This is a genomic window from Streptomyces sp. NPDC087906, assembly GCF_055584925.1.
On record NZ_JBVJLC010000005.1, the window covers coordinates 537,947 to 558,981 of the forward strand.

15 protein-coding genes and 1 tRNA gene are annotated in these 21,035 nt (G+C 70.9%); 9 read left to right on the plus strand and 7 right to left on the minus strand.

Annotation, left to right across the window (positions count from 1 at the left end):
• The first annotated feature begins 12 nt into the window (after nucleotides 1-12).
• The 4 genes from ACZ63I_RS18625 to ACZ63I_RS18640 all read left to right on the plus strand — a co-directional run bounded on the left by ACZ63I_RS18625 (nucleotide 13) and on the right by ACZ63I_RS18640 (nucleotide 6,749).
• The gene (locus ACZ63I_RS18625; RefSeq protein WP_469339846.1) at nucleotides 13-669 is read left to right on the plus strand and encodes a TetR/AcrR family transcriptional regulator; all 657 of its coding nucleotides are present in this window, start codon (nucleotides 13-15) and stop codon (nucleotides 667-669) included.
• A gap of 126 nt (nucleotides 670-795) precedes the next feature.
• Entirely contained in the window at nucleotides 796-2,100 is a 1,305-nt protein-coding gene (locus ACZ63I_RS18630; RefSeq protein WP_469339847.1) for an MFS transporter, read from the plus strand.
• A gap of 133 nt (nucleotides 2,101-2,233) precedes the next feature.
• Complete coding sequence (locus tag ACZ63I_RS18635) at nucleotides 2,234-4,537, plus strand: exo-beta-d-1,3/1,6-glucosidase (RefSeq protein WP_469339849.1); 2,304 nt, start codon at nucleotides 2,234-2,236, stop codon at nucleotides 4,535-4,537.
• A 268-nt stretch (nucleotides 4,538-4,805) separates the two neighbouring features.
• A complete protein-coding gene (locus ACZ63I_RS18640) occupies nucleotides 4,806-6,749 on the plus strand; it encodes an ATP-binding cassette domain-containing protein (protein WP_469339850.1) in 1,944 nt (647 codons plus the stop codon).
• A 91-nt stretch (nucleotides 6,750-6,840) separates the two neighbouring features.
• Here ACZ63I_RS18640 and ACZ63I_RS18645 read toward each other — a convergent pair whose 3' ends face one another.
• Nucleotides 6,841-7,866: an aldo/keto reductase gene (locus tag ACZ63I_RS18645; RefSeq protein WP_469339851.1), complete on the minus strand. Its 1,026-nt coding sequence runs from the start codon at nucleotides 7,864-7,866 to the stop codon at nucleotides 6,841-6,843.
• Nucleotides 7,867-7,963: 97 nt separating this feature from the next.
• Between ACZ63I_RS18645 and ACZ63I_RS18650 the strand changes: the two genes are divergently transcribed.
• The gene (locus ACZ63I_RS18650) at nucleotides 7,964-8,548 is read left to right on the plus strand and encodes a TetR/AcrR family transcriptional regulator (RefSeq protein WP_469339853.1); all 585 of its coding nucleotides are present in this window, start codon (nucleotides 7,964-7,966) and stop codon (nucleotides 8,546-8,548) included.
• A gap of 88 nt (nucleotides 8,549-8,636) precedes the next feature.
• On the opposite strand, the gene ACZ63I_RS18655 is transcribed toward ACZ63I_RS18650, so the two are convergent.
• From ACZ63I_RS18655 to ACZ63I_RS18665, 3 genes are all read right to left on the minus strand, one after another.
• Nucleotides 8,637-8,710: transfer RNA gene (locus ACZ63I_RS18655), tRNA-Pro, on the minus strand.
• 109 nt (nucleotides 8,711-8,819) lie between these two features.
• Nucleotides 8,820-10,385 (minus strand): glycoside hydrolase family 71 protein, encoded by a 1,566-nt coding sequence (locus tag ACZ63I_RS18660; protein ID WP_469339854.1) that lies wholly within the window; start codon nucleotides 10,383-10,385, stop codon nucleotides 8,820-8,822.
• Between the two features lie 276 nt (nucleotides 10,386-10,661).
• Nucleotides 10,662-11,762 (minus strand): LCP family protein, encoded by a 1,101-nt coding sequence (locus ACZ63I_RS18665; protein WP_469339855.1) that lies wholly within the window; start codon nucleotides 11,760-11,762, stop codon nucleotides 10,662-10,664.
• Between the two features lie 278 nt (nucleotides 11,763-12,040).
• Here ACZ63I_RS18665 and ACZ63I_RS18670 point away from each other — a divergent pair, with 278 nt between their 5' ends.
• On the plus strand, nucleotides 12,041-13,444 hold the full coding sequence (locus ACZ63I_RS18670) for a sugar transferase (RefSeq protein WP_469339857.1): 1,404 nt from the start codon (nucleotides 12,041-12,043) through the stop codon (nucleotides 13,442-13,444).
• Nucleotides 13,445-13,462: 18 nt separating this feature from the next.
• Here ACZ63I_RS18670 and ACZ63I_RS18675 read toward each other — a convergent pair whose 3' ends face one another.
• Nucleotides 13,463-14,407, minus strand: coding sequence for a GDP-L-fucose synthase family protein (locus ACZ63I_RS18675; RefSeq protein WP_469339858.1), 945 nt, complete (start codon nucleotides 14,405-14,407; stop codon nucleotides 13,463-13,465).
• 50 nt (nucleotides 14,408-14,457) lie between these two features.
• Here ACZ63I_RS18675 and gmd point away from each other — a divergent pair, with 50 nt between their 5' ends.
• From gmd to ACZ63I_RS18690, 3 genes are all read left to right on the plus strand, one after another.
• Complete coding sequence (gene gmd / locus ACZ63I_RS18680; RefSeq protein WP_469339860.1) at nucleotides 14,458-15,471, plus strand: GDP-mannose 4,6-dehydratase; 1,014 nt, start codon at nucleotides 14,458-14,460, stop codon at nucleotides 15,469-15,471.
• A 121-nt stretch (nucleotides 15,472-15,592) separates the two neighbouring features.
• On the plus strand, nucleotides 15,593-18,316 hold the full coding sequence (locus ACZ63I_RS18685; RefSeq protein WP_469339862.1) for a CBM96 family carbohydrate-binding protein: 2,724 nt from the start codon (nucleotides 15,593-15,595) through the stop codon (nucleotides 18,314-18,316).
• Between the two features lie 171 nt (nucleotides 18,317-18,487).
• Nucleotides 18,488-19,186 carry a hypothetical protein gene (locus tag ACZ63I_RS18690; RefSeq protein ID WP_469339863.1) on the plus strand — a complete coding sequence of 233 codons (699 nt, stop codon included), beginning with the start codon at nucleotides 18,488-18,490 and terminating at the stop codon, nucleotides 19,184-19,186.
• Between the two features lie 61 nt (nucleotides 19,187-19,247).
• On the opposite strand, the gene ACZ63I_RS18695 is transcribed toward ACZ63I_RS18690, so the two are convergent.
• Entirely contained in the window at nucleotides 19,248-20,357 is a 1,110-nt protein-coding gene (locus ACZ63I_RS18695) for a glycosyltransferase (RefSeq protein WP_469339864.1), read from the minus strand.
• On the minus strand, nucleotides 20,354-20,890 hold the full coding sequence (locus tag ACZ63I_RS18700) for a WcaF family extracellular polysaccharide biosynthesis acetyltransferase (protein ID WP_469339866.1): 537 nt from the start codon (nucleotides 20,888-20,890) through the stop codon (nucleotides 20,354-20,356). Before ACZ63I_RS18700 ends, ACZ63I_RS18695 begins: the two co-directional genes overlap by 4 nt.
• Nucleotides 20,891-21,035: the final 145 nt, after the last annotated feature.

Consider the following 21,035-nt stretch of genomic DNA (forward strand, 5'->3'; position numbering starts at 1 on the left):
TGGCTGGGAGTTATGCCTTCCATCAACGGGGACGCGCTGGACCTGCCGGTCGGCGACCATCGAAGAAACCCTCGCCGCAGGGGCGAGGCGCTGGAGAAGGCCATCCTGACGGCCGCCCTCGAAGAACTCGCCGAGGTCGGTTACGCCAGACTGACGATGGAGCGCGTGGCCGCGCGGGCCCGTACCGGCAAGGCCGCGCTGTACCGCCGGTGGCCCGGTCGGGCCGAACTCGTCGTGGACGCCTGCGCGGCCAACCGGCTGTCCGAAGCCGACGTTCCCGATACCGGTGTACTACGCACCGATGTCCTCGCGGCGCTACGGCAACTCTCCGCCAAGTTGGCCACCTCGCACGGCGACATACTCCGCGGCCTGCTCACCGAGATCATGCACGACCCCGAATTCGCCCGGCTTGTGCGCGAACGGGTGCACACCGCGGGCCCCGGGCCGATCCAGGGAGTCCTGTGGCGGGCCGTCAGACGCGGCGAACTCGCGCCGTGGGTACCCGCGTCCCGGCGCGCCGGGGTGGCGGTCGACCTGCTCCGCAACCACTACCTGCTGTACGGGGCCCCGATCCCGGAGAGCGTCATCACCGAGATAGTCGACGACGTCTACCTGCCGCTGCTGCTCGCGCCGCCGACTGCCCCGCCGACCGCCCCGGGGAACACGTAAGAGCCGGACACCGCTCACATTGCACAGAGAAACTGATCAGAAGGCAAGGTAACGAACACCGTTGATGTTCCGTTTGTTCGAAGATACGGTGTGAGATCGCTGAGCTTGATCTCCCGGGGGCCTGCCTTGTCACGCATACTCGCCGCCGACGGCGTCGCGGCCGCACCCTCCGCGACGCTGTCGGTATGGCGTTCGCCGCTCTACCGGGGCGCGACCGTCGCGTTGTTCCTGTCCGGTCTCGGCGCCTCGGCCGCCGCCCCGCAGATCACCCTGTTCCTCGTGGACGACCTGCATGTCTCGCTGACCACGGCAGGTCTCTACTACCTCACGAGCATCACAGCCCCGGTCGCCGGCTACCTCATCGGCGCCCGCTCGGACCGTACGGGCAAACGGCTCGGCCTGTTCCGGCTGTGCGCCCTGGCGGGGTTCATCGGCTGGTCCGCCATGGCCCTGTCGACCCAGGTGTGGATGCCGTTCGTGATCAGCGCCGTGGTGCTGGCCTTCGCCGGCGCCGCCGGGTCGCAGTTGTTCGCCGCGGTCCACGACGATCTGCGGGCGACCGCCAGCCCGGTCGGCGACGGGATCGTCTCCATCGTGCGGATGGCGCTGACCGCCGGCTGGATCGTGGGTCCGGTTGCGGGCTCACTGCTGGCCACAGCGGCCGGACCGCGCGCGATGCTGGTGGCGACCGGGGTGTGCACCCTGGCGCAGATCGCCCCCATGGGGTTCGCGCGCACCCGCCCGGCGCCGGCCGGGCCGCCCACCGGAGCCACCCCCGAGGCGCCGGAGGTGCAGGTCGAGACACCGGTCGTACGCCCGGGGCAGCGCGTCGCGACGCGGGCCATGCTGCCGCTGCTCGCCTTCACCGGGCTCTACGTGCTGGTCTACGCGGGCGAGCCGATCAAGTACGGCTACCTGACGATCTACATGCACAACGACCTGCGGCTGCCGACGGCCGTCAGCGGCGCGGTGATCGGCATCCAGCCGCTGATCGAGCTGATCCTGATGCCGGTGGCCGTGATCGTCGCCCGCAGGATCGGCATGATGCGCCTGATGGTCTTCGGCGCGGCCTTCGGCGTCGGCGCGAACCTCTGCTTCGCCCTGACCGGCGGCGCGTTCGGCATGTTCGCCGGGCAGATCCTCATGGGCGGCGTATGGGGCGTCTTCGCGGGTCTCGGAATCATCGTCGCCCAGCGCCTGCTGCCCGAGGCCGTCGCGACCGCCTCGGCCGTCTTCATGAGTTCGACCGCCATCGCCAGCGCCCTCGGCGGGCTGACCGGCAGCCTCGGCGTGGCGGTGCTCGGTCTGCCCCACGTGTTCCTCGCGCCGGCCCTGTACGGCATCGTGGCGACCGTCGGCATCGCCGCGATGAGCCGCTCGCGGCACGCCGTCGGCCAGGGCCTGATCCGAACGACAGGCCCGAGGACCTGATCCGAACGACGCGCCCTGGGACCCGTACCGCGCAACGGCGCGCGACCGGCGGGCCCTTCCGGCGCCGCGCAGCCTGCGAGATCGTAGACCGTCCCCCGCACCTCACATCACGAAGCCGTGAAGGGAAATTCCTGTGCCGTCCTCTCCGCCCTATCTCGACCCCGCTCTGCCCGTCGCCGAGCGGGTCGACGACCTTGTCGGCCGTATGACGCTGCCCGAGAAGATCGGCCAGATGCTGCAGTTGAACGCCAAGGAGGGCGTGCACGTCGTCGCGGACATGCATGTGGGCTCCCTCGTCCACGCCTCGCCCGAGCGCGTCGTCGAGGCGGCCGAACTCACCGAGCAGTCGCGGCTGCGCATCCCGCTGCTGGTGGCCGAGGACTGCATCCACGGCCACTCCTTCTGGGAGGGCGCGACGATCTACCCCACGCAGCTCGGCCTGGCCGCGACCTGGGACCCGGACCTGGTCGAGCAGGTCGGCCGGGCGACGGCGGTGGAGGCGGCCGCGACCGGTGTGCACTGGACGTTCTCGCCCGTCCTGTGCATCGCACGCGACCTGAGATGGGGCCGGATCAGCGAGACCTTCGGCGAAGACCCCTTCCTCATCGGTGAGTTGGCCTCCGCCATGGTCCGGGGCTACCAGGGCGAAGGGCTGGACGACCCGACGGCGATCCTCGCCTGCGCCAAGCACTTCGCGGGCTACTCCGAGACCCAGGGCGGCCGGGACGCCAGCGAGGCCGACATCTCGCGGCGCAAGCTGCGCTCCTGGTTCCTGCCGCCCTTCGAGCGCGTGGCCCGCGAGGGCTGCCGTACGTTCATGCTCGGCTACCAGTCGATGGACGGTGTGCCGATCACGGTCAACAACTGGCTGCTGAACGACGTGTTGCGCGGTGAGTGGGGATACACGGGCACGCTCATCACCGACTGGGACAACGTGGGCCGCATGGTGTGGGAGCAGCGCATCCACGCCGACTACGCCCAGGCCGCCGCCGCGACGGTCCGCGCGGGCAACGACATGGTGATGACGACGCCGAAGTTCTTCGACGGGGCGCGGGAGGCCGTCGAGCAGGGCGCGCTCGACGAGGCGGAGATCGACCAGGCGGTACGCCGGATACTCACCCTCAAGTTCGAACTCGGGCTGTTCGAGGACCCGCGCAGGCCCGACCGCGCCCGGCAGGCCGAGGTGATCGGCAGCGCGGGCCACGCCGCGCTGAACCTGGAGACGGCGCGTCGCTCGCTCGTCCTGCTCACCAACGACGGCACGCTGCCGCTGGCGGGCGGATTCGCCGCGGGCGCCGACGGCCGGGCCGTCGCCAGCCGGGCCGTAGGCGGCACGGAGAGCGCGCCGCGTACGGTCGCCGTCATCGGCCCGAACGCCGACGACGCCCAGACCCAGCTCGGCGACTGGGCCGGCTCGTCCGGCCAGGCCGACTGGCTCCCCGACGGCCAGCCGCGCGCGATGATCACGACCGTGCTGGAGGGGCTGCGCGCGCATGTCCCCGAGGGCTGGGACGTGACGTACGCCCAGGGCGCCGACATCCTGACCGTCGACGCCGACCCGGAGGGCGCGTTCTTCCCCGACGGGCAGCCCCGCCCCAAGGTCGTCGTCCCCGCCGAACCGTCCGGGACGCTGATCGCCGAAGCCGTGGCGCGCGCGGAGGCGGCGGACTATGTCGTCGCCGTCGTGGGCGACCGTATCGAACTGGTCGGTGAGGGCCGGTCGACGGCGACGCTTGACCTGGTCGGGGCCCAGGTCGCGCTCCTCGACGCGCTCACGGCGACCGGCAAGCCGCTGGTGGTCGTGGTCATCAGCTCCAAGCCGCTCGTCCTGCCGCCGTCCGCCCGCGACGCGGCGGCGATCGTGCACGCCTTCAACCCCGGCATGCTCGGCGGGCAGGCGGTCGCCGAGCTGGTCCTCGGCCTCGTCGAGCCGACGGGCCGGCTGCCGATCTCCTTCGCCCGGCACGCCGGCCAGCAGCCGACGTACTACAACCAGGTACGCGGCCAGCACGGCACCCGGTACGCGGACCTGACGCAGCGTCCGGCCTTCGTCTTCGGCGAGGGCCTGAGCTACACGACGGTCGAGTACCGGGACCTGGAGATCCGCACCACGGAACTGACGGCGGACGACTCGGTGCACGCCCGGCTCACGGTCGCCAACACCGGCACGCGCCCCGTCCTGGAGACCGTGCAGGCGTACATCAGCGACACCGTCACCTCGGTGACCTGGGCGGAGAAGGAGCTGAAGGCGTACCAGCAGGTGTCCCTGGCGCCGGGCGAGTCACGCGAGGTCCTGATCGACCTGCCGGTCGCCGCGTGCACGCTCGTGGACGCGGCGGGCGAACGCGTCGTGGAGCCGGGCGCGTTCGAGCTGCTGGTCGGCCCTTCGTCCCGCGACGAGTCGCTGCTGCGGGCGGGCTTCACCGTCAAGGACTGACGGCCGACGCGCGTGCAGGGCCGGTTCCGGGCGCCCCGGAACCGGCCCTGGTTCCGCGCGGGACCGTGACTCCGCGCGGGGCCGTGTCGGCGTTTCGGCCATGCCGCGCCGCCGGCCGCCCCGCGCCGGACCAGGGATCCCACTCGCGCGGCTCCCCCATACGCAGGTTCGCGGGCTCCCGAGCACGACCGAATGACGTGTGTTCGAAATTCCCGCCGGGTCGTTGGTCCTCGTGACTCTGTCGCAGCGACCGTCTCAGGGGGGAACGATGACCTCGGCCATCACACAGGAGCAGCCGCCTCAGCCACCGGACGGCACGTCACCGGACGACGGGCCGGAAGAGGCCGGTGTTCGAGAGGAGGAGTTCCTCTACCGCGACGAGTCCCGGCTCCAGGCGGGATCGCTGCTGACGACCCGCACGATGGCTCGGCGGCTGCCCGCGCTCGCGGTGCGTTCCCTGAAGATGGCATGGCGGGTGGACCGCGGCGCGACCGTCGGGCTGCTGGTGTGCCAGATCGGTACGGGCGTGCTCGCGGCCCTCGGCCTGCTGGCCGTCACGGGCACGATCACCGCGCTGATCTCCTCGGGGGCCATCACCGACCGGCTGTGGGACGCCGCCCCGCAACTGTCCGTCATCGCCGTGGCGACCGGACTGCGCGCGCTGCTGGGCATCGTCGTGGTCTGGCTGACGGGGCGGCTGCGCCCGGTTCTCGCACGGGCGGCGGAGCTGACGATGGTCGAGGCCGCCCTCGGCGCGGAACTCGCCGCCAACAACGAGCCCGGGTACAACGACGCCTACGACATCGCCGACCGCGGCGCCCAGGTCACGCCCGACCTGGTGGAAGAGGCCCAGGACGTGCTGGCGGCGACCGCGACACTGGCGGCGGGCGCGACCGTCCTGACCGTCCTGCACCCGCTGCTCCTGCCGCTGCTCTTCCTGGCGTGCCTGCCGCAGGCCGCCGCGTACGTCCGGTCGGCGCGGGTGATCTACCTGGCGGGCCTGGAGACGTCCGGACGGCGGCGGATGCTGGGCAAACTGCGCTGGCACATGGCGTACATGGAGTCCAGCGAGGAGATGCGCGCCTGCCTGGCAGGACCGTTCCTGATCGGCCGCTACCGCAAACTGGCCGCGTCGGTGAACGCGGCCGAGCGCGGGGCGGCGAACACGGGTGCCTGGATGGGGCTGGCCGGTGCGCTGGCCGGCGGGGTGGCGTCGATCGCGGTGTGGGCGGCGCTGCTGTGGCTCCTCGCCTCCGGCCGTATGAGCCTGGCGGCCGGCGGGGGCGCCGTCTTCGCGCTCCAGACGGCGACGAGTTCCGTGCGCGGCATCATCAACGGCGGGGCGCGCCTGGTGCGCACCGGCTGGTACGTGCAGGACTGGCAGAACTTCCTCGACAACGCGCACGGCCAGGCCATGACCGACTCCCGCGGCACCGCCGCCCTCCCCGCCGTCCCGGAGCGCTTCGAGGTCCGCGACGTCACGTACCGCTACGACGGCGCCCCGAAGGACAGCCTCAGCGGAGTCTCCCTCCAAGTGCGGCGCGGCGAGATCGTGGCCCTGGTCGGGGAGAACGGCTCAGGCAAGTCCACCCTCTCCCGCCTGCTGTGCGGCCTGCTGCTGCCCACCGAGGGCGAGGTGGCCTGGGACCACGCCGCCACGACGGAGCTGGATCCCTGGCAGGCGTGGCAGCACGTCGCCCTGGTCCCGCAGAAGTACACCTACCTCCCGCTGACGATGCGCGACAACATCACCTTCGGCCAGGGCGACACGAGCGACGCCGCGCTGCTCGCCGCGTGCGAGGCGTCCGGCGCTGCCGAGATGCTGCCCAACCTCCGCTCGGGCCTCAACACCCTGCTGACCAGCGAGTGGTTCGGCGGCCAGCAGCTCTCCGGCGGCCAGTGGCAGCGTCTGGTCCTCACCCGCGCCTTCCACCGGCAGGCGGCGCTCCTGGTGATGGACGAACCCACGGCAGCCCTCGACGCCCGTGCGGAGCACCGGATCTTCTCCGGCCTCCGCGAACTGGCCAAGGACCGCGCCGTCCTGCTGATCACACACCGGCTCACCAACGTGGCCGTCGCCGACAGGATCGTGGTCCTGGACGAGGGCCGCATCGTCCAGGAGGGCACCTACGCCGACCTCACCCGGTCCCCCGGACTCTTCAAGTCCTTGTGGGAGTTGCAGCGCCGGATGAGCGAAGGAATCGCCGAATGACCGGCACCCGCTGGACGCCTGCCGCCGCGAGATCACCGGGCAACTGGCCCTGCGGGACCTGGCTTTCTCCCGGACAGTGTGCGGACACTGCCTAGGCGGCGGAGCGTTCCTCGAGTGTGCGGCGGCGCAGGCCGACCTGCTGGAGCGCTTCTGGCTTGTAGGCCATGTCGAGCTGGCTGACGTCGGTGCCGGGAGCGACGACGGCGTCGATCTCGTCCAGCAGGGCGTCGTCCAGCGTGGTGCCGGCGCCGGCGAGCAGGTCGTCCAAGTGCTCCATGGTGCGCGGGCCGATGATGGCCGAGGTGACCCCGGGGTGGGAGACGGCGAACGCCATCGCCAGGTGGGTGAGTTTGATGCCGGAGCGTTCGGCGAGTGGGATGAGCTGCTCGACCGCGTCGAGGCGGCGCTCGTCGGTGTAGTGCTTGAAGAGTCCGCCGCGGTGGGTGTCGGCCTGCTGTCCCTTGCGGTAGCGGCCGGTGAGCATGCCCTGGGCGAGCGGGCTCCAGACGAGGGTTCCGATGCCGTACTTCTGTGCGACGGGCAGGATCTCGCGTTCGATGCCGCGGTCGAGGATGGAGTACGCGGGCTGTTCGGTGCGCAGGCGCTGCAGTCCGCGGGACTCGGCGATCCACTGGGCTTCGACGATGGCGGAGGCCGGGAAGGCCGACGAGCCGACGGCGCGGACCTTGCCGCTGCGCACCAGGTCGGTGAGGGCCGACAGGGTCTCCTCAAGGTCGACCGTGGGGTCGAGGCGGTGGAGCTGGTAGAGGTCGATGTGGTCGGTGCCCAGGCGGCGCAGCGAGTCTTCGACGGCTGTCATGATCCAGCGCCGGGAGTTGCCGCGCCGGTTGGGATCGTCGCCCATGGCGCCGTTGAGCTTCGTGGCGAGGACGACGTTGTCGCGGCGGCCTTTGAGTGCCTTGCCGACGATCTCCTCCGACTCGCCGCGGGAGTACACGTCGGCGGTGTCGATGAAGTTGATGCCGGAGTCGAGGGCCTTGTGGATGATGCGGATGGAGTCGTCGTGGTCGGGGTTGCCGATGGCACCGAACATCATGGCCCCCAGGCAGTAGGGGCTGACCTGGATGCCGGTGCGGCCCAGGGTGCGGTACTTCATGGCTGTCCTCCGGGGCTGCTGTTAGGATCGGTAAAGCGGAACGCCTTACCACTTAGACGATACGGAACACTTTCTCAGTTAGCAACCGGAGGGACCCATGAGCACGCCCCGGCCCGAGCGGGCCCGTCGGGTGCGCGCAGACGCGCAGCGCAGTGTCGACGCACTGGTGGAGGCAGCTCGTGAGGTGTTCCTCGAAGCGGGGGTGGATGCCCCCGTGCGCCAGATCGCGGGCCGTGCCGGGGTCGGTCTCGCCACGTTCTACCGGCACTTCCCCGAACGCTCGGACCTGGTCTCGGCCGTCTTCCGGCACGAGGTGGACGCCTGCGCCGACGAGGCGGCCGTCCTGGCCGCGACCCAGGAGCCCTTCGAGGCCCTGGCCCGCTGGCTGCACCGGTTCACCGGGTTCGTCGGAACCAAACGCGGGCTGTCCGCGGCCCTGCACTCGGGCAACCCGGCCTTCGAGCCGCTGCCCGCCTATTTCCAACAGAGATTCGAGCCCGCCCTGCGCCAACTCCTCGAAGCGGCCGCAGCCGCCGGGGAGGTCCGCGCCGACATCGCCCCGCTGGACCTGCTGTACGCCATTTCCCGGATCTGCACAGGAGGCGTGGACCGCACCGCCGACGAACGGATGGTCACACTGCTCGTCGACGGACTCCGCTACGGAGCCCGACGCGACCACTGAACGGCACCTGCCGCGATCCGTCCCGAAAACGGCCGAGGGCCGGGTTCGGAATTCTCCGAAACCGGCCCTCTCCTACGACTGTCTCCAGTCGGGACGACAGGATTTGAACCTGCGACCCCTTGACCCCCAGTCAAGTGCGCTACCAAGCTGCGCCACGTCCCGATGCGTGCCGTGTACGGATGTCGCCGTGCGGTCACGCAGCGCCAACGTTACCGCACTTCGGGGAGGGCTTGTCCAACGCGGTGCCAGGGCCTGATCCACGCGACCGGCCCTAGTCCGTGCCCGGGAGGCGGGCGGCTGCCAGGTCGCCGCTTGTCACCGCGTAGTACTGGAGGTCCTGCGACTGGGCCGGGGGGCCGACCGGGTAGCGGGTTGTCACCTCCGTCGACTTGCGGGCGTCGCGTACGACGGCCGCCGAGCTGTGGCCCGGCCGCAGGGGCAGCAGTGTCGTGTTGACGCCTGTCGGCAGGTCGAAGCTCTGGTGGTCGTTGCCTACGACGGTGTCGACCCGCGCGGGCGCCGGGAGGAAGCTCAGCACCTCCACCTCGTCGCGCGGCTGCGCGGTCCCGGCGCGGGGGCGCATCAGTCGCTGCCCGGCGGCTCCCGGCGGGACGGCGGCGGCGAACTGGACGCGGGAGGTGATGTAGAGCCGGTCGCGGACGAGTTGGGGCCATGTGCCCGTCTTGAACCGGGTCAGGTAGTACGAGGAGATGTCGAGGTAGGCGTAGCCGTTGTGGAGCGACGGGGCGAACTGGCTGCCTTCCGAGTAGTCGTTCCAGGTGGTGAGCTGGACCCAGTCGGCGCCGTCGTCGATGGCATGGCCCCAGGTGGCGCGGAGGTTGGCGGTGTTGCCCGCCTCGTCGTAGACGCCCTGGTTGGGCCGGGCGTCCTGGACGGAGACGGGCTGCATCCACACCTTGCCGAGCCGGTGCGCGAGGGCGGTGTCGGCGCTCGCGCCCGCCTGGGCGGTGTAGCTGCGGTTGCCCCACTCGGAGAATCCGTAGCTGATGGGCGCGTAACGCTCCGCGTTGGCGCGGAGGTTCAGGAACAGCGGGACCAGCGCGGTCCTGGTGCCGTGCTGGCCGTCCAGCCGCGCCATCATCTGCGACCACCAGCCGGGGTCCACGGCCTCGGCCTTGAACGGGGAGACCACGAGCCGGCCGTCGGCCAGCCGGTGCGCCGCCGGCGAGGCGGCGAGCTTCGCCAGGGCGTCGGCCAGGGTCGCCGGGTCGGTGTGCAGGGACGTCATGTCCGGCATCAGCATGATCCGGAACGCCGGGTCGACCTCGTGCGCGGCCTTGAGCAGCAGGTTGACCCGGTCCCAGTTCGGCCCCGACAGCGAGAGGATGTCGACGCTGAATCCGTCGATCCCGGCGTCCCGCGCGGTGCGCACTTCCTGTTCCAGGTTGGCCAGTTGCCAGTCGCCCTGCTGCTCGGCGACGGGCAGCGGGCGGTCGCGCAGCAGGCCGCCGTACGCGGCGTGCTTGCCGTTCTCGCCTCGCACGGTGAGGTAGTTGCGGCTGTAGTAGTCGCTCTGCGCCGGCTGGTTGTCGAGCGAGAGCGGGTACGGCGTGAAGTAGTGCGCGAAGACCAGGTGCGGGCTGTCGCGCAGTTCGGCGGCGGCCGGCAGGTCGAACGGCAGCGCGTCGCTCGCCCTCGGCGGTGGCACGCTCGCGCCGCCCGGGGTCTCCTGCCCGCCGTTCGTGTCCCCGGCCATGCCCACCCCGGCCCAGGCGCCGAGCAGCAGCACGCCGAGTAAGGCGCCGAGCACCGCGCGGCGCTTGCGGCGCGCGGGGTGGCGGCGGTGTGAGGCGGGCCCCGCTGTCGGCTCGGCCATCGTCCGTCCTCCCCGAAGATCGTCCCGTAATACGGGTATTGCGCAGTAGTAGAGCCGATCCGCGGCCCGGGGGCAACCGGCCCCGGGTGTCCCCGGGGCCCGTCCTGTCCCGCTAGGTCCTGTCCGGCCGATCTTCGCGGATCAGCCCGCGGCGTCTGGTGCGGTGCATCGCAAGGCGGAGGATCATCCCCGTACTGGTTGTACGGGGATCGGTCCGACAACGCGGCGAGGTGCCGTGCCAGGCGTCGTGGGCCGCGAAGATCGGCCGGACAGGGCCTAAGGGGTGGTCGTGCCGAGGCGATCAGTGCGGTGACCGGCGACGTACGACTTGAGGGTGTCCGCGCGCATCGCGTCCCACAAAGTGCGGTCCTTGGCCTCGTCCAGGAGGACGACGGACTGTCCGTCGATCGTGTCGGTCCCGGTCACCGGAGCGTTCATGAAGACCATTCCGGCGGGCCTGATGTCCCGGGAGCCCCACAGCAGATCGCGCAGATCGCCGTTGCCGAGCCGGTCGTCCACACTGACGCTGTCGGTGAGGTTGTTCAGCACCTCGCCGGTCTTCAGCGGGTTGGTGAGGTTGCCCGGGGTGAGGACCTTGCTGAGCACGGCGCGCAGGAAGTTCTGCTGCCGGTGGGTGCGGTCGAGGTCGCCGCGGGCCAGGCTGTGCCGCTCCCGTACGTAGACCAGGCCCTGGGTGCCGTTCATGTGCCGGCGCACCCCGTCGACCGTGAGGTCGACGCCGCCCACCGAGTCGGTGAGCTTCTTGAAGCCGTCCCAGTCGATGACGGCCAGATGGTCCACCTTGACGTCGGTGAGCCGCTGCACGGTGTCGATGAGCAGCGGCGGGCCGCCCCAGGAGAACGCCGCGTTGAGCTTGGCCTTGCCGTGGCCGGGGATGTCGACCCAGGAGTCCCTGGGCAGCGAGACGACGTAGGCGTTGGAGCGGTCCTCGGGCAGATGGACCAGCATCATCGTGTCGCTGCGCTGCGCCCCGTACGTCCACTGCGGGGCCTTGGCGTCCTTTCCTGTCGTGGGCAGGTCGGAGCGGCTGTCGACCCCGACGAGCAGGAAGGTCTCGCCGCCCGCGCTCTCCTTGGGCTGCGCGGAGGCCGGGACCTTGGTGGGGAAGGCGTTCGGGATGCGCTCCACCCGGCCGGTGTAGTGCCCGACGGCCCACCAGCCGGCGCCGGCCAGCAGCAGGACGCCCACGCCGACCAGCGCCAGGCCGCCCAGCAGGAATTTACGCCGCTTCGTACGGTGCTCGGGCGCGGACGGCGGCGGCGTTCCCGCCGTAGTATCCGCTGTGGAATCCGGCGCCGCGGCCGGTTCCGCCGGGTCGAGCGGCCCGGCGGATCTCCTGTCGGCTGACTCGTTCATGATCTTGTTTTCTTCCCCCCTGCCGCCTCGGCGGCAACTCCAGTGGGCACCGATGTGATGTAACGGACGTCAACCGATAGGAACGATTCCGTAAACAGCGGTGCATGCGCACAAGTTTGTCGTACTGTTCCCTGTTGCGACACCTGTTCGTCGATCGGGGAATCGACTCACGGTGTGTAGCACGTCAACACGTGCCGGGGGGGTACATGTGGCATGTCCATCCATCTGAGACAAGCGCGCCCGGAACCAGAACCGGGCCGGGGGCGGTCCCGCGCGGGATGCGTCACAAGGCGGGCTGGTATCTGCCCGTCGCGCTGCTGACCGACCTGGTCGGAGCGGCCGTGCCGGTGGCACTGCTGCTCTACCGGAGCGGTGAGCCCTACGCGCTGCGGAGCGCCTTCGTGGCCGCGCTGGCCTGGACGGTCGTCCAGCTCTGCCGGCTCAGGTACGCGGCGCGCACACTCGGCGAGTCGCGCGGCGCGCTGCCCGTGCTGCACGACTGGCTGATCCTGGTCGGCACACTGGCCGTGGCACGGGCCGCCTTCGAGCTGCATCACGCGCCGTTGCGCTGCCTGCTGGCACTGCTACCGGCGTTGTTCCTCACCCTTGCCTGCCGCAAACTGACGTACCGTCACCTGGCGCGGGCCCGCAGAAAGGCGCAGGTGGTGACGCGGGTGCTGATGATCGGCGAGCCGTCGGCCGCCGACGATCTCGCGGAGCACCTCGCGGCTCGCACCGACCATCCGTACATCGTGGTCGGGGTCGTCTCGATCGGCGACGGCGAGCTGGCGACGGGGGCCCGGCTGTCCTGCCGGCTGCCCTCGGGCACACCGGCCGAGCCGGCCGACGACAGCGGTCCTGTGCTGGCCGCCGTCCGCGAACTGCCCGCCGACGTGGTGCTGATCGCGCCGGGGGCCGGGATGTCGGGCGAGCGGCTGCGGCGGCTCTCCTGGGCGCTGCACGACGCGGGTGTCGAGATGGCCCTGGCGCCAGGACTGCTGGAGATCTCCGTCAAGCGGCTGGAGACCACGTCGGCGGCGGGCCTCGCGCTGCTGCGGGTCGTGCCGCCACTGCGGCGCGGACTCCAGCCGGCCCTGAAGACTGTCATGGACCGCACAGCGGCGGCGCTGGGGCTGCTGGCCCTGTCACCGCTCTTCGTGGTCGTGGCGCTCGCCGTGGGACTGACGTCGGCCGGCCCGGTCTTCTACCGGCAGCGGCGGATCGGGCAGGCGTGTGTGCCGTTCGTGATGTGGAAGTTCCGCACCATGCATGTGGACGCGGACCTGCGCAGGGCCGAGCTGGCGTCGGTCAACGAGATCGACGGGCCGATGTTCAAGATCCGCAGGGACCCCCGGGTCACCCGGGTGGGCAGGCTGCTGCGCCGGGCGTCACTGGACGAACTGCCCCAGCTCATCAATGTGGTGCGCGGCGAGATGTCCCTGGTGGGGCCCCGTCCGCCGCTGGCCGACGAGGTCACGCACTACACCGAGACCGAACTGCGGCGGCTCGCGGTACGGCCGGGGATGACCGGGCTGTGGCAGATCAGCGGACGGTCGGACCTCTCCTGGGACGAGACCGTCCAGCTCGATCTCAGCTACGTCGACAACTGGTCCTTCACCAGCGACGTCGATGTCATGGCCCGTACGCTCCGCGCCGTCGTCGACGGTCGCGGAGCGTACTGAGAGGGGCGGGACATGACTTCACGTGCGCTGCCAGTCGGCGTAGGTGGCGGCGATGCCGTCCCGCAGCGGGATGCCCGGCTTCCAGCCGAGCGCGGAGAGCCGGGAGATGTCCAGGAGCTTGCGGGGCGTGCCGTCGGGCTTGGTGGTGTCCCACCTGAGAGTGCCCTGATACCCCGTCACCTCCGCTACGGTCTCGGCCAGTTCGCGGATGGTGAGGTCGGCGCCGCAGCCGATGTTGACGGGTCCGTCGGCGTCGTAGGAGCGGAGCAGCACGGTGCAGGCGGCGGCGAGGTCGTCGACATGCAGGAACTCCCGGCGCGGTGTGCCGGAGCCCCACAGCACCACCTCGTCCCTGCCCTCGGTGCGCGCCTCGTGGAAGCGCCGGATCATCGCGGGCAGGACGTGCGAGGTCTCCAGGTCGAAGTTGTCGCCGGGGCCGTACAGGTTGGTCGGCATCGCCGAGATGTACCGGGCGCCGTACTGCCGCCGGTACGACTGGATCTGGATGATGCCGGCGATCTTCGCCAGCGCGTACGCCTCGTTGGTCGGTTCGAGCGGGCCGGTGAGCAGCGCGTCCTCGCTGATCGGCTGCGCCGCGTGCTTGGGGTAGATGCAGGACGAGCCGAGGAAGAGCAGCCGTTCGACGCCCGCCTGGTGGGCGCCGGCGATGACACTGAGCTGGATCTGCAGGTTGTCCTCGATGAACTGGACCGGGTACGTGCTGTTCGCCATGATGCCGCCGACCTTGGCCGCCGCCATGACGACGGCGTCGGGTCTGGCGTCCTTCAGCCACGCGGCTGTTCCGGCGGCGTCGAGCAGGTCCAACTGGTCGCGGGTCCGGGTCAGTACCTCGTAGCCCTCGGAGGTCAGGTTCCGCGCGACGGCGGAGCCCACGAGGCCTCGGTGGCCGGCGACGAATATCCGGGCGCCGGCCGGCAGGAGCGGTTCAGTCATGTCAGTCATGAGCCGGATCATGCCAGGAAATCACTACATATACCCAGGGGGCATCGGTCATGAGCAAGTCCGCGCTGATCACGGGCGTGACGGGACAGGACGGTTCGTATCTGGCGGAGCTGCTGCTCGCCAAGGGATACACGGTCCACGGTCTGGTCCGGCGGTCGTCGAGCTTCAACACCGAACGCATCGACCACATTTACCAGGACCCGCAGCAGGCGAACCGCTCGTTCGTGCTGCACCACGCGGATCTGTCGGACGGTGTGGCGCTGGTGAACCTGCTGCGGGAGATAGGCCCGGACGAGGTGTACAACCTCGGTGCCCAGTCCCATGTGCGGGTCTCCTTCGACGCGCCGCTGTACACCGGTGATGTGACCGGCCTCGGTGCGCTGCGGCTGCTGGAGGCCATCAGGGCGAGCGGGGTGCAGACCCGGATCTACCAGGCGTCCTCGTCGGAGATGTTCGGTGCCACTCCCCCGCCGCAGAACGAGGACACCCCGTTCCATCCGCGCAGCCCGTACGGTGCCGCGAAGGTCTTCGCCTACTGGACGACGGTCAACTACCGCGAGGCGTACGGGATGTTCGCCGTCAACGGGATCCTGTTCAACCACGAGTCGCCGCGCCGCGGTGAGACGTTCGTGACCCGCAAGGTGACCCGCGCGGTCGCCCGGATCAAGGCGGGTCTGCAGGACCGGCTCTATCTGGGCAATCTCGACGCCGTGCGCGACTGGGGATTCGCGCCCGAGTACGTCGAGGCGATGTGGCGGATGCTCCAGCACACCGAGCCGACCGACTACGTGGTGGCCACCGGAGTCCCGGCCACGGTACGGGAGTTCGTTGAGACGGCGTTCACGCACGCGGGTCTGGACTGGGACCGGTATGTACGGTATGACCCCAAGTACGAGCGGCCCAGCGAGGTCGACTCACTCATCGGAGACGCCGGCAAGGCGCGGGAGCTGCTCGGCTGGAAGCCGACGGTGCTCGTCGACGAACTGGCCCGGATCATGGTCGACGCCGATCTCCGCCAACTGGACGACCAGTTGGCGGGCACAGCGGTCCGCATCGACCGCTGAGCGACCGCGGAGGGGGCGGTCGCGGCACAGTACCCGCGCGGGGGCGGCGCGGGTGAGCAGGGCGAACCACACGCACAACAGAACTCCGGCCGTAGGCCGGGCTATCCCGCCTGGGGGGTACATGCGTAGAACCTGGGGGCTTTCGGCGGCCCTCATCCTGTCCGTCACCGCCGGCATGGGGGTGACCGCCGTGCCGCAAGCAGCGGCGGTGACACCTCCGGTGGCGTTCACCGCCGACGATCTGCCCACCTGGCAGACCAACGGCATCGTCTGGGCACTCGCCCAGGCGGACGACACCGTCTTCGTCGGCGGCACCTTCTCGCAGGTGCGCCCGCCGGACGGCGTGAGCGGCGCCGCGCAGAGCGCGGTCAACTTCGTGGCGATGAACGCCGCGACGGGCGCGCCCACTTCCTGCACACTCTCGTTCACCATCGGCAGCGGTACGGCGACGGTACGCGCGCTCGCCGTCTCGCCCGACAAGCAGACGCTGTACGCGGGGGGTTACTTCGGCGCCGTCAACGGCACTCCGGTGAGCAGTCTCGCGGCGATCGACATCGCCACCTGCACCCCGAAGGCGGCCTTCCACCCGAGCTTCGCCGCGACGGTACGGGCGCTGTCCGTCACCGACGACACGGTGTTCGCCGGCGGCGACTTCGGCACCGTCCAGGGCCAGACCCGGCAGCGGTTCGCGGCCGTCGACAGCACGAGCGGCGCACTGCGGCCGTTCACCGCCGACGCCGACGCACCGGGGCGGGCCGTCGCCGTCACCCCGGACGGCGACCATGTCGTGGTCGGCGGTGACTTCACCACCGTCAACGGGGCGGACTCGCACGCGCTCGCCGTGGTGGACTCCACCACCGGCGCCAACGTGCAGACGTATCCGAACAACTTCGTGCCGGTGAACTCGGTCGTCAAGGCCATCGGGACCGACGCGACCGGCTTCTACACCGGCAACGAGGGCACCGGCGGCGGCGTCTTCGACGGCCGGATCGCGGTGGATCTCAGCAACTTCGGCCAGCGATGGCGCGACACGTGCCTCGGCGCCACCCAGGCGGTCGAGTCGTACCAGACGGTGCTCTACAGCGCCTCGCACGCCCACGACTGCTCCAGCATGGGCGAGTTCCCCGACGGGCCGCGCAACCATCTGCTCGCCGAGCCGACCAGCACCCCCAGTCTGCTCGGCTGGTTCCCGAACACCAACGACGGTCTGGGCGAGGGCATCGGCCCGCGCGCCCTGGCCATCTCGGGGTCGGGGGCGACCAAGTACCTGTGGGTCGGCGGCGAGTTCACCACGGTCAACGCGGCTCCCGCGCAGGGTCTGACCCGGTTCGCCTCAGGGCCCGACACCGGGGTGCCGGCCGTGCCGCAGGCGAGCGCTTCGAGCGTCAAACCCGTTGAGGTGCAGGTGCGGTGGCGCTCCAGCACCGACACCGACGACAGCACGCTGACGTACAAGGTCTACCGCAACGGCTCGTCGACACCGATCCGTACCGTGGACGGCGACTCGCTCCCGTGGTCCCGGCCGCAGTTGTCCTTCACCGACACCACGGTGACATCGGGGCAGACGTACACCTACCGGGTCACGGCGACGGACGCGGCCGGCAACGCGAGCGGGCTCTCCCCGACCGTGTCCGTGACCGTACCGACCTCGGCCGAGGCCTATCCGGCCGCCGTGCTCGACGACGGCGCCTCGCTGTACTGGCGCTACGACGAGGCGTCCGGCGCGTTCGCCGGGGACTCGTCCGCGTCGAACAACAGCGGTGTCTACCTCAACGCACCGGCCCTGCGGCAGACGCCCGCAGCGGTCAACGGACCCAGCACGGCGCTCGGCCTCAACGGCACCAACGAGCAGGTCTACAGCGACCGGCCGACGACCGTGACCGGGCCCTACAGTCTGGAGACCTGGTTCAAGACCACCACGACCAGCGGTGGCAAGCTGATCGGCTTCGGCAACAACACCACGGCCAACAGCGGCAACTACGACAAGCACATCTACCTGACCAACGCCGGTAATCTGGTGTTCGGTGTGTACACGGGCTCGACCCAGACGGTCGTGTCGCCCGGCACCTACAACGACGGCACCTGGCACCACGTGGTGGGAACACAGGGCCCCGGCGGGATGTCGCTCTACGTCGACGGCGCGCTGGTCGGCTCCAACGGCGTCACCACCAACCAGTCGTACACGGGCTACTGGCACGTCGGCGCGGACAATCTGAACAGTTGGCCCAGCCAGCCGACGAGCACCTTCTTCGCCGGCCAGATCGACGAGACCGCCGTCTACCCGTCGGTGCTCTCGCCGACGCAGGTGGCCAACCACCACACGCTGGCGTCCGCTCCGGCCGACACCGTCACCACCGTCCAGGCGGCGGAGGACAGTTACGTCAACGCCGGTGCGCCCAGCACCAATTACGGTACGTCGAGTTCGCTGGCCGTACGCGGCACCTCCGCGTACACCAGCTACCTGCGCTTCACCCTGCCCGCCGCACCCAGCGGCACGGTACTGAAGAGCGCGCGGCTCGCGGTCAAGACGAGCACCATGGCCGGCGCCGAGTCGGCGGACAGCCAGTCCGTCGTACCGGTCACCGGGGCCTGGACCGAGACGGGCGTGACGTACAACAACCGGCCCGCCCTCGGCGCGGGCACGCTGGGCACGCTCAGCGGGGCCTCTGCCGCGTCGAGCGTCTACTCGACGGCGCTGAGCACCTCGGCGCTGTCGGCGGCGCTCGGCAGTTCGTACAGCCTCGCGCTGACGAGCACGGGCACCGACCCGCTGTGGCTGTGGTCGAGCGAGGCCACGGCGAACGAGGGCACACCGCAACTGGTGCTGACCTTCGGCGCGCCGTGACAGGCCGCTGACCGCAGCGCGATGACGGGGTGCGGGGCCCGGGAACACACCGGGCCCCGCACCCGCCCGCGTCACCTGTACTGCCTGCCCGTACTACCTGCACTGCCCGTACTACCTGCACTGCCCGTACTGCTGTAACACCCGTACCGCCCGTGCCACAGGAGCCACTTGATGCGTCCGTTCTCCCGGCGTCCGGCAGCCGCCGCCGCGCTGGCCGCCGCCCTTCTCGCGCTGACCGCCTGCAGTTCGTCGCACGACAGCGAGGACGCCGCCGCGCCACCGTCGAGGACGCCGACCGGCAGCGCTCCTTCGGCAGCGGTCACGCCCTCCCCTGAACCGCCCGACGCGCAGGCCGGGCAGAGCGCAACGCCTTCCCCGTCCCTGGGGCCCGTGCTGCCCGACGCCCAACTGACGCCGGTCACCGGCTCGTTCACCAAGAAGGAGAAGCACTACCTCAGCGGCAAGGTGCCGAAGAACATGGACCCGGCGGCCGTGCTGCAGACCGGTCAGGAAGCCTGCCAGCGGGTCGCGCTCACCGCGAAGCACAGCCGCGACGACGCCGTGGGGGCGGTGATCGCAGGTGACATCCCGGACGCCGCCGATGCCATCAACCAGCTCTGCCCCGACCAGAAGCCGGTGCTCGCCGCCGCCAAGACCGGCTTCCCCGACGGCAAGCACGAAAAGCCGGCGGCCGGCACCTACCGGGCGCTGACCACGGACCCGTCGTGCACCTGGCGTGCGCTCGGCGCCGGCGGCAAACCGCTGGCCTCGGGCCCGGCGACCGGCTCCAAGGGCAAGGTGACGGCCAAGATCCCGGCGGGCACGAAGGAGTTCATCTCCTCGGGCTGCTACGCCTGGCTGCCCGCGTAGGGCCTGACAGGGCTGACAGGGCTGACAGGGCCTGATCCAACCGCCAGACCCTGCGGCCCGCTCAGAGCTTCGCGTACGTCTCCAGCAGGGTGTCGAGCACGGCGTCCATCGAGAACGACTCCGCCGCCAGCTTCCGCGCAGCCGCCGATGCGGCCGTCGCCGTGTCCGGGTCCAGCAGTTCCAGTACGGCGGCGGCGAGCCCCGACGCCTCGGCCACCACCCGGCCCGCACCGGCCGTACGGATGTCGCCCGCCAGCCCGTTGGACGTCGTGACGACCGACGGCACACCCACCGACAGCGCCTCCAGCACGGACATCGGGAACGGCTCGTCCACCGACGGCAGGACGTACACATGCGCGCGCCGCAGCTCGGCGAGCATCTCCTCGCCCGACAGCGGCCCCGGGCAGCGCACCTTCCCGCCGAGCCCCAGCTCGGCGATCAGCGCCTGGACGGCGGCCAGTTCACCCTCGTCGGGGCCCGCGACCACGAACTCGGCATCGGGCAGCGCCCGCAGGATCTCCGGGACAGCGGCGACGAAGTCGCGAGGCCGTTTGCGGGCCTGCAGCCGGGCCGCGTAGAGGACGCGCGGCGGCCCTTCGGGGGCGGTCCGCGCCTGCTGCGCCGGTACGCCGTTGACCAGCCGGACCGCGTGCTCCAGCGCGGGCGGTCCGGCCACCGCCTCCAGGCCACGTCGTTCGTGGTCCGTCAGGTACAGCAGGGCCGAAGCCCCGTGCAGCAGCCTGCGGACGGCGAGCGCGTCCAGCGCCTTGGCGAGCAGCCGGTCGCTCGGGTCGACCATGCCGTGCGTCTGGAGGACCAGCGGCCGCCGGTGCCGCAGCGCGGCGAGTGCGACGGGCAGGGTCACCAGATCGCGGGCCAGGTGTACGTGCACGACGTCGGCGTCGCGTACGAGCCGTCCAGCGGCGGCCAGCAGCCCGGGTGAGGTGATGCCGCTGAAACCCACCGGGAGGATTCTGCGGGCCTGGTGGAGCTGGGCGGCCACGCCCTCGACCGAGGAGGGCAGCGGCTCCTCGAAGCCGTCGCCGAGAGCCAGCAGCCGCGCGTCGTGGCCGCGGGCCCGCAGTCCCTTGGAGAGGTTGAGCGCGACCCGTACCGGGCCGCCGAAGGCGTGGGTGGGGCTGTGCAGCGTGACGGCGTGCAGCACCCTCATACCGGCTCCTCGACCGGTCGGCGGCCGGCCGCGGTGTGCAGGGTGAGCGGGGGCAGGTCGTTGTGCAGGACCGTACCGGCGGCGACGACGGAGTGCGCGCCGACGGTGACCCCGGCCAGTACGACGGCGCGTGCGGCGACCCAGGCGCCGTCCTCGACGACGATCGGGGCGTTGCGGTAGCGGAAGTCGGCGGCGCGGTGGTCGTGGCTGCCGGTGCACAGCAGCGCTTCCTGCGAGACGCAGACGTGCGCGCCGATGGTGACAGGCTCCAGGTTGAGCAGCCAGGCCCCCTCGCCGATCCAACTGTGGTCGCCGATGGTCAGCTTCCACGGCCACAGGATCCGCACCCGGTGCCGGATCAGGACGCCCTCGCCGATTCGCGCGCCGAAGGCCCGCAGCAGGGCGACCCGCAGCCGGGCCGGGCAGAACCACACCATGAACACCGTGTTGAGCACGGCGAACCACAGCGCCTGGACCAGTTTTCCACGGCCCTTGTCGTATCCGGCCAGCGTGAAGGCCCTGAGATCCCGCATCCGTCCACCCCCCACGGGCGCCTCCCCTGGCGACCCGGACGCTCAGCCTAGTGGTTGACGCAAGGTGACAGCGAGGTGGAGGCACAGCAGGCTCCAGATGGAGGCACGGCAGGCTCTAGACTCCTCGTCGGGGGAACGTGGGGAA

Excerpts from the sequence above, each read along its gene's own strand:
- ACZ63I_RS18685 (WP_469339862.1), top strand. The coding sequence starts at position 15,593 with ATGCGTAGAACCTGGGGGCTTTCGGCGGCCCTCATCCTGTCCGTCACC.
- ACZ63I_RS18650 (WP_469339853.1), top strand. The coding sequence starts at position 7,964 with ATGAGCACGCCCCGGCCCGAGCGGGCCCGTCGGGTGCGCGCAGACGCG.
- ACZ63I_RS18660 (WP_469339854.1), bottom strand. The coding sequence starts at position 10,385 with ATGGCCGAGCCGACAGCGGGGCCCGCCTCACACCGCCGCCACCCCGCG.
- ACZ63I_RS18670 (WP_469339857.1), top strand. The coding sequence starts at position 12,041 with ATGCGTCACAAGGCGGGCTGGTATCTGCCCGTCGCGCTGCTGACCGAC.
- ACZ63I_RS18665 (WP_469339855.1), bottom strand. The coding sequence starts at position 11,762 with ATGAACGAGTCAGCCGACAGGAGATCCGCCGGGCCGCTCGACCCGGCG.
- ACZ63I_RS18695 (WP_469339864.1), bottom strand. The coding sequence starts at position 20,357 with ATGAGGGTGCTGCACGCCGTCACGCTGCACAGCCCCACCCACGCCTTC.
- ACZ63I_RS18625 (WP_469339846.1), top strand. The coding sequence starts at position 13 with ATGCCTTCCATCAACGGGGACGCGCTGGACCTGCCGGTCGGCGACCAT.
- ACZ63I_RS18690 (WP_469339863.1), top strand. The coding sequence starts at position 18,488 with ATGCGTCCGTTCTCCCGGCGTCCGGCAGCCGCCGCCGCGCTGGCCGCC.
- ACZ63I_RS18640 (WP_469339850.1), top strand. The coding sequence starts at position 4,806 with ATGACCTCGGCCATCACACAGGAGCAGCCGCCTCAGCCACCGGACGGC.
- ACZ63I_RS18675 (WP_469339858.1), bottom strand. The coding sequence starts at position 14,407 with ATGACTGACATGACTGAACCGCTCCTGCCGGCCGGCGCCCGGATATTC.
- ACZ63I_RS18700 (WP_469339866.1), bottom strand. The coding sequence starts at position 20,890 with ATGCGGGATCTCAGGGCCTTCACGCTGGCCGGATACGACAAGGGCCGT.
- ACZ63I_RS18645 (WP_469339851.1), bottom strand. The coding sequence starts at position 7,866 with ATGAAGTACCGCACCCTGGGCCGCACCGGCATCCAGGTCAGCCCCTAC.
- gmd (WP_469339860.1), top strand. The coding sequence starts at position 14,458 with ATGAGCAAGTCCGCGCTGATCACGGGCGTGACGGGACAGGACGGTTCG.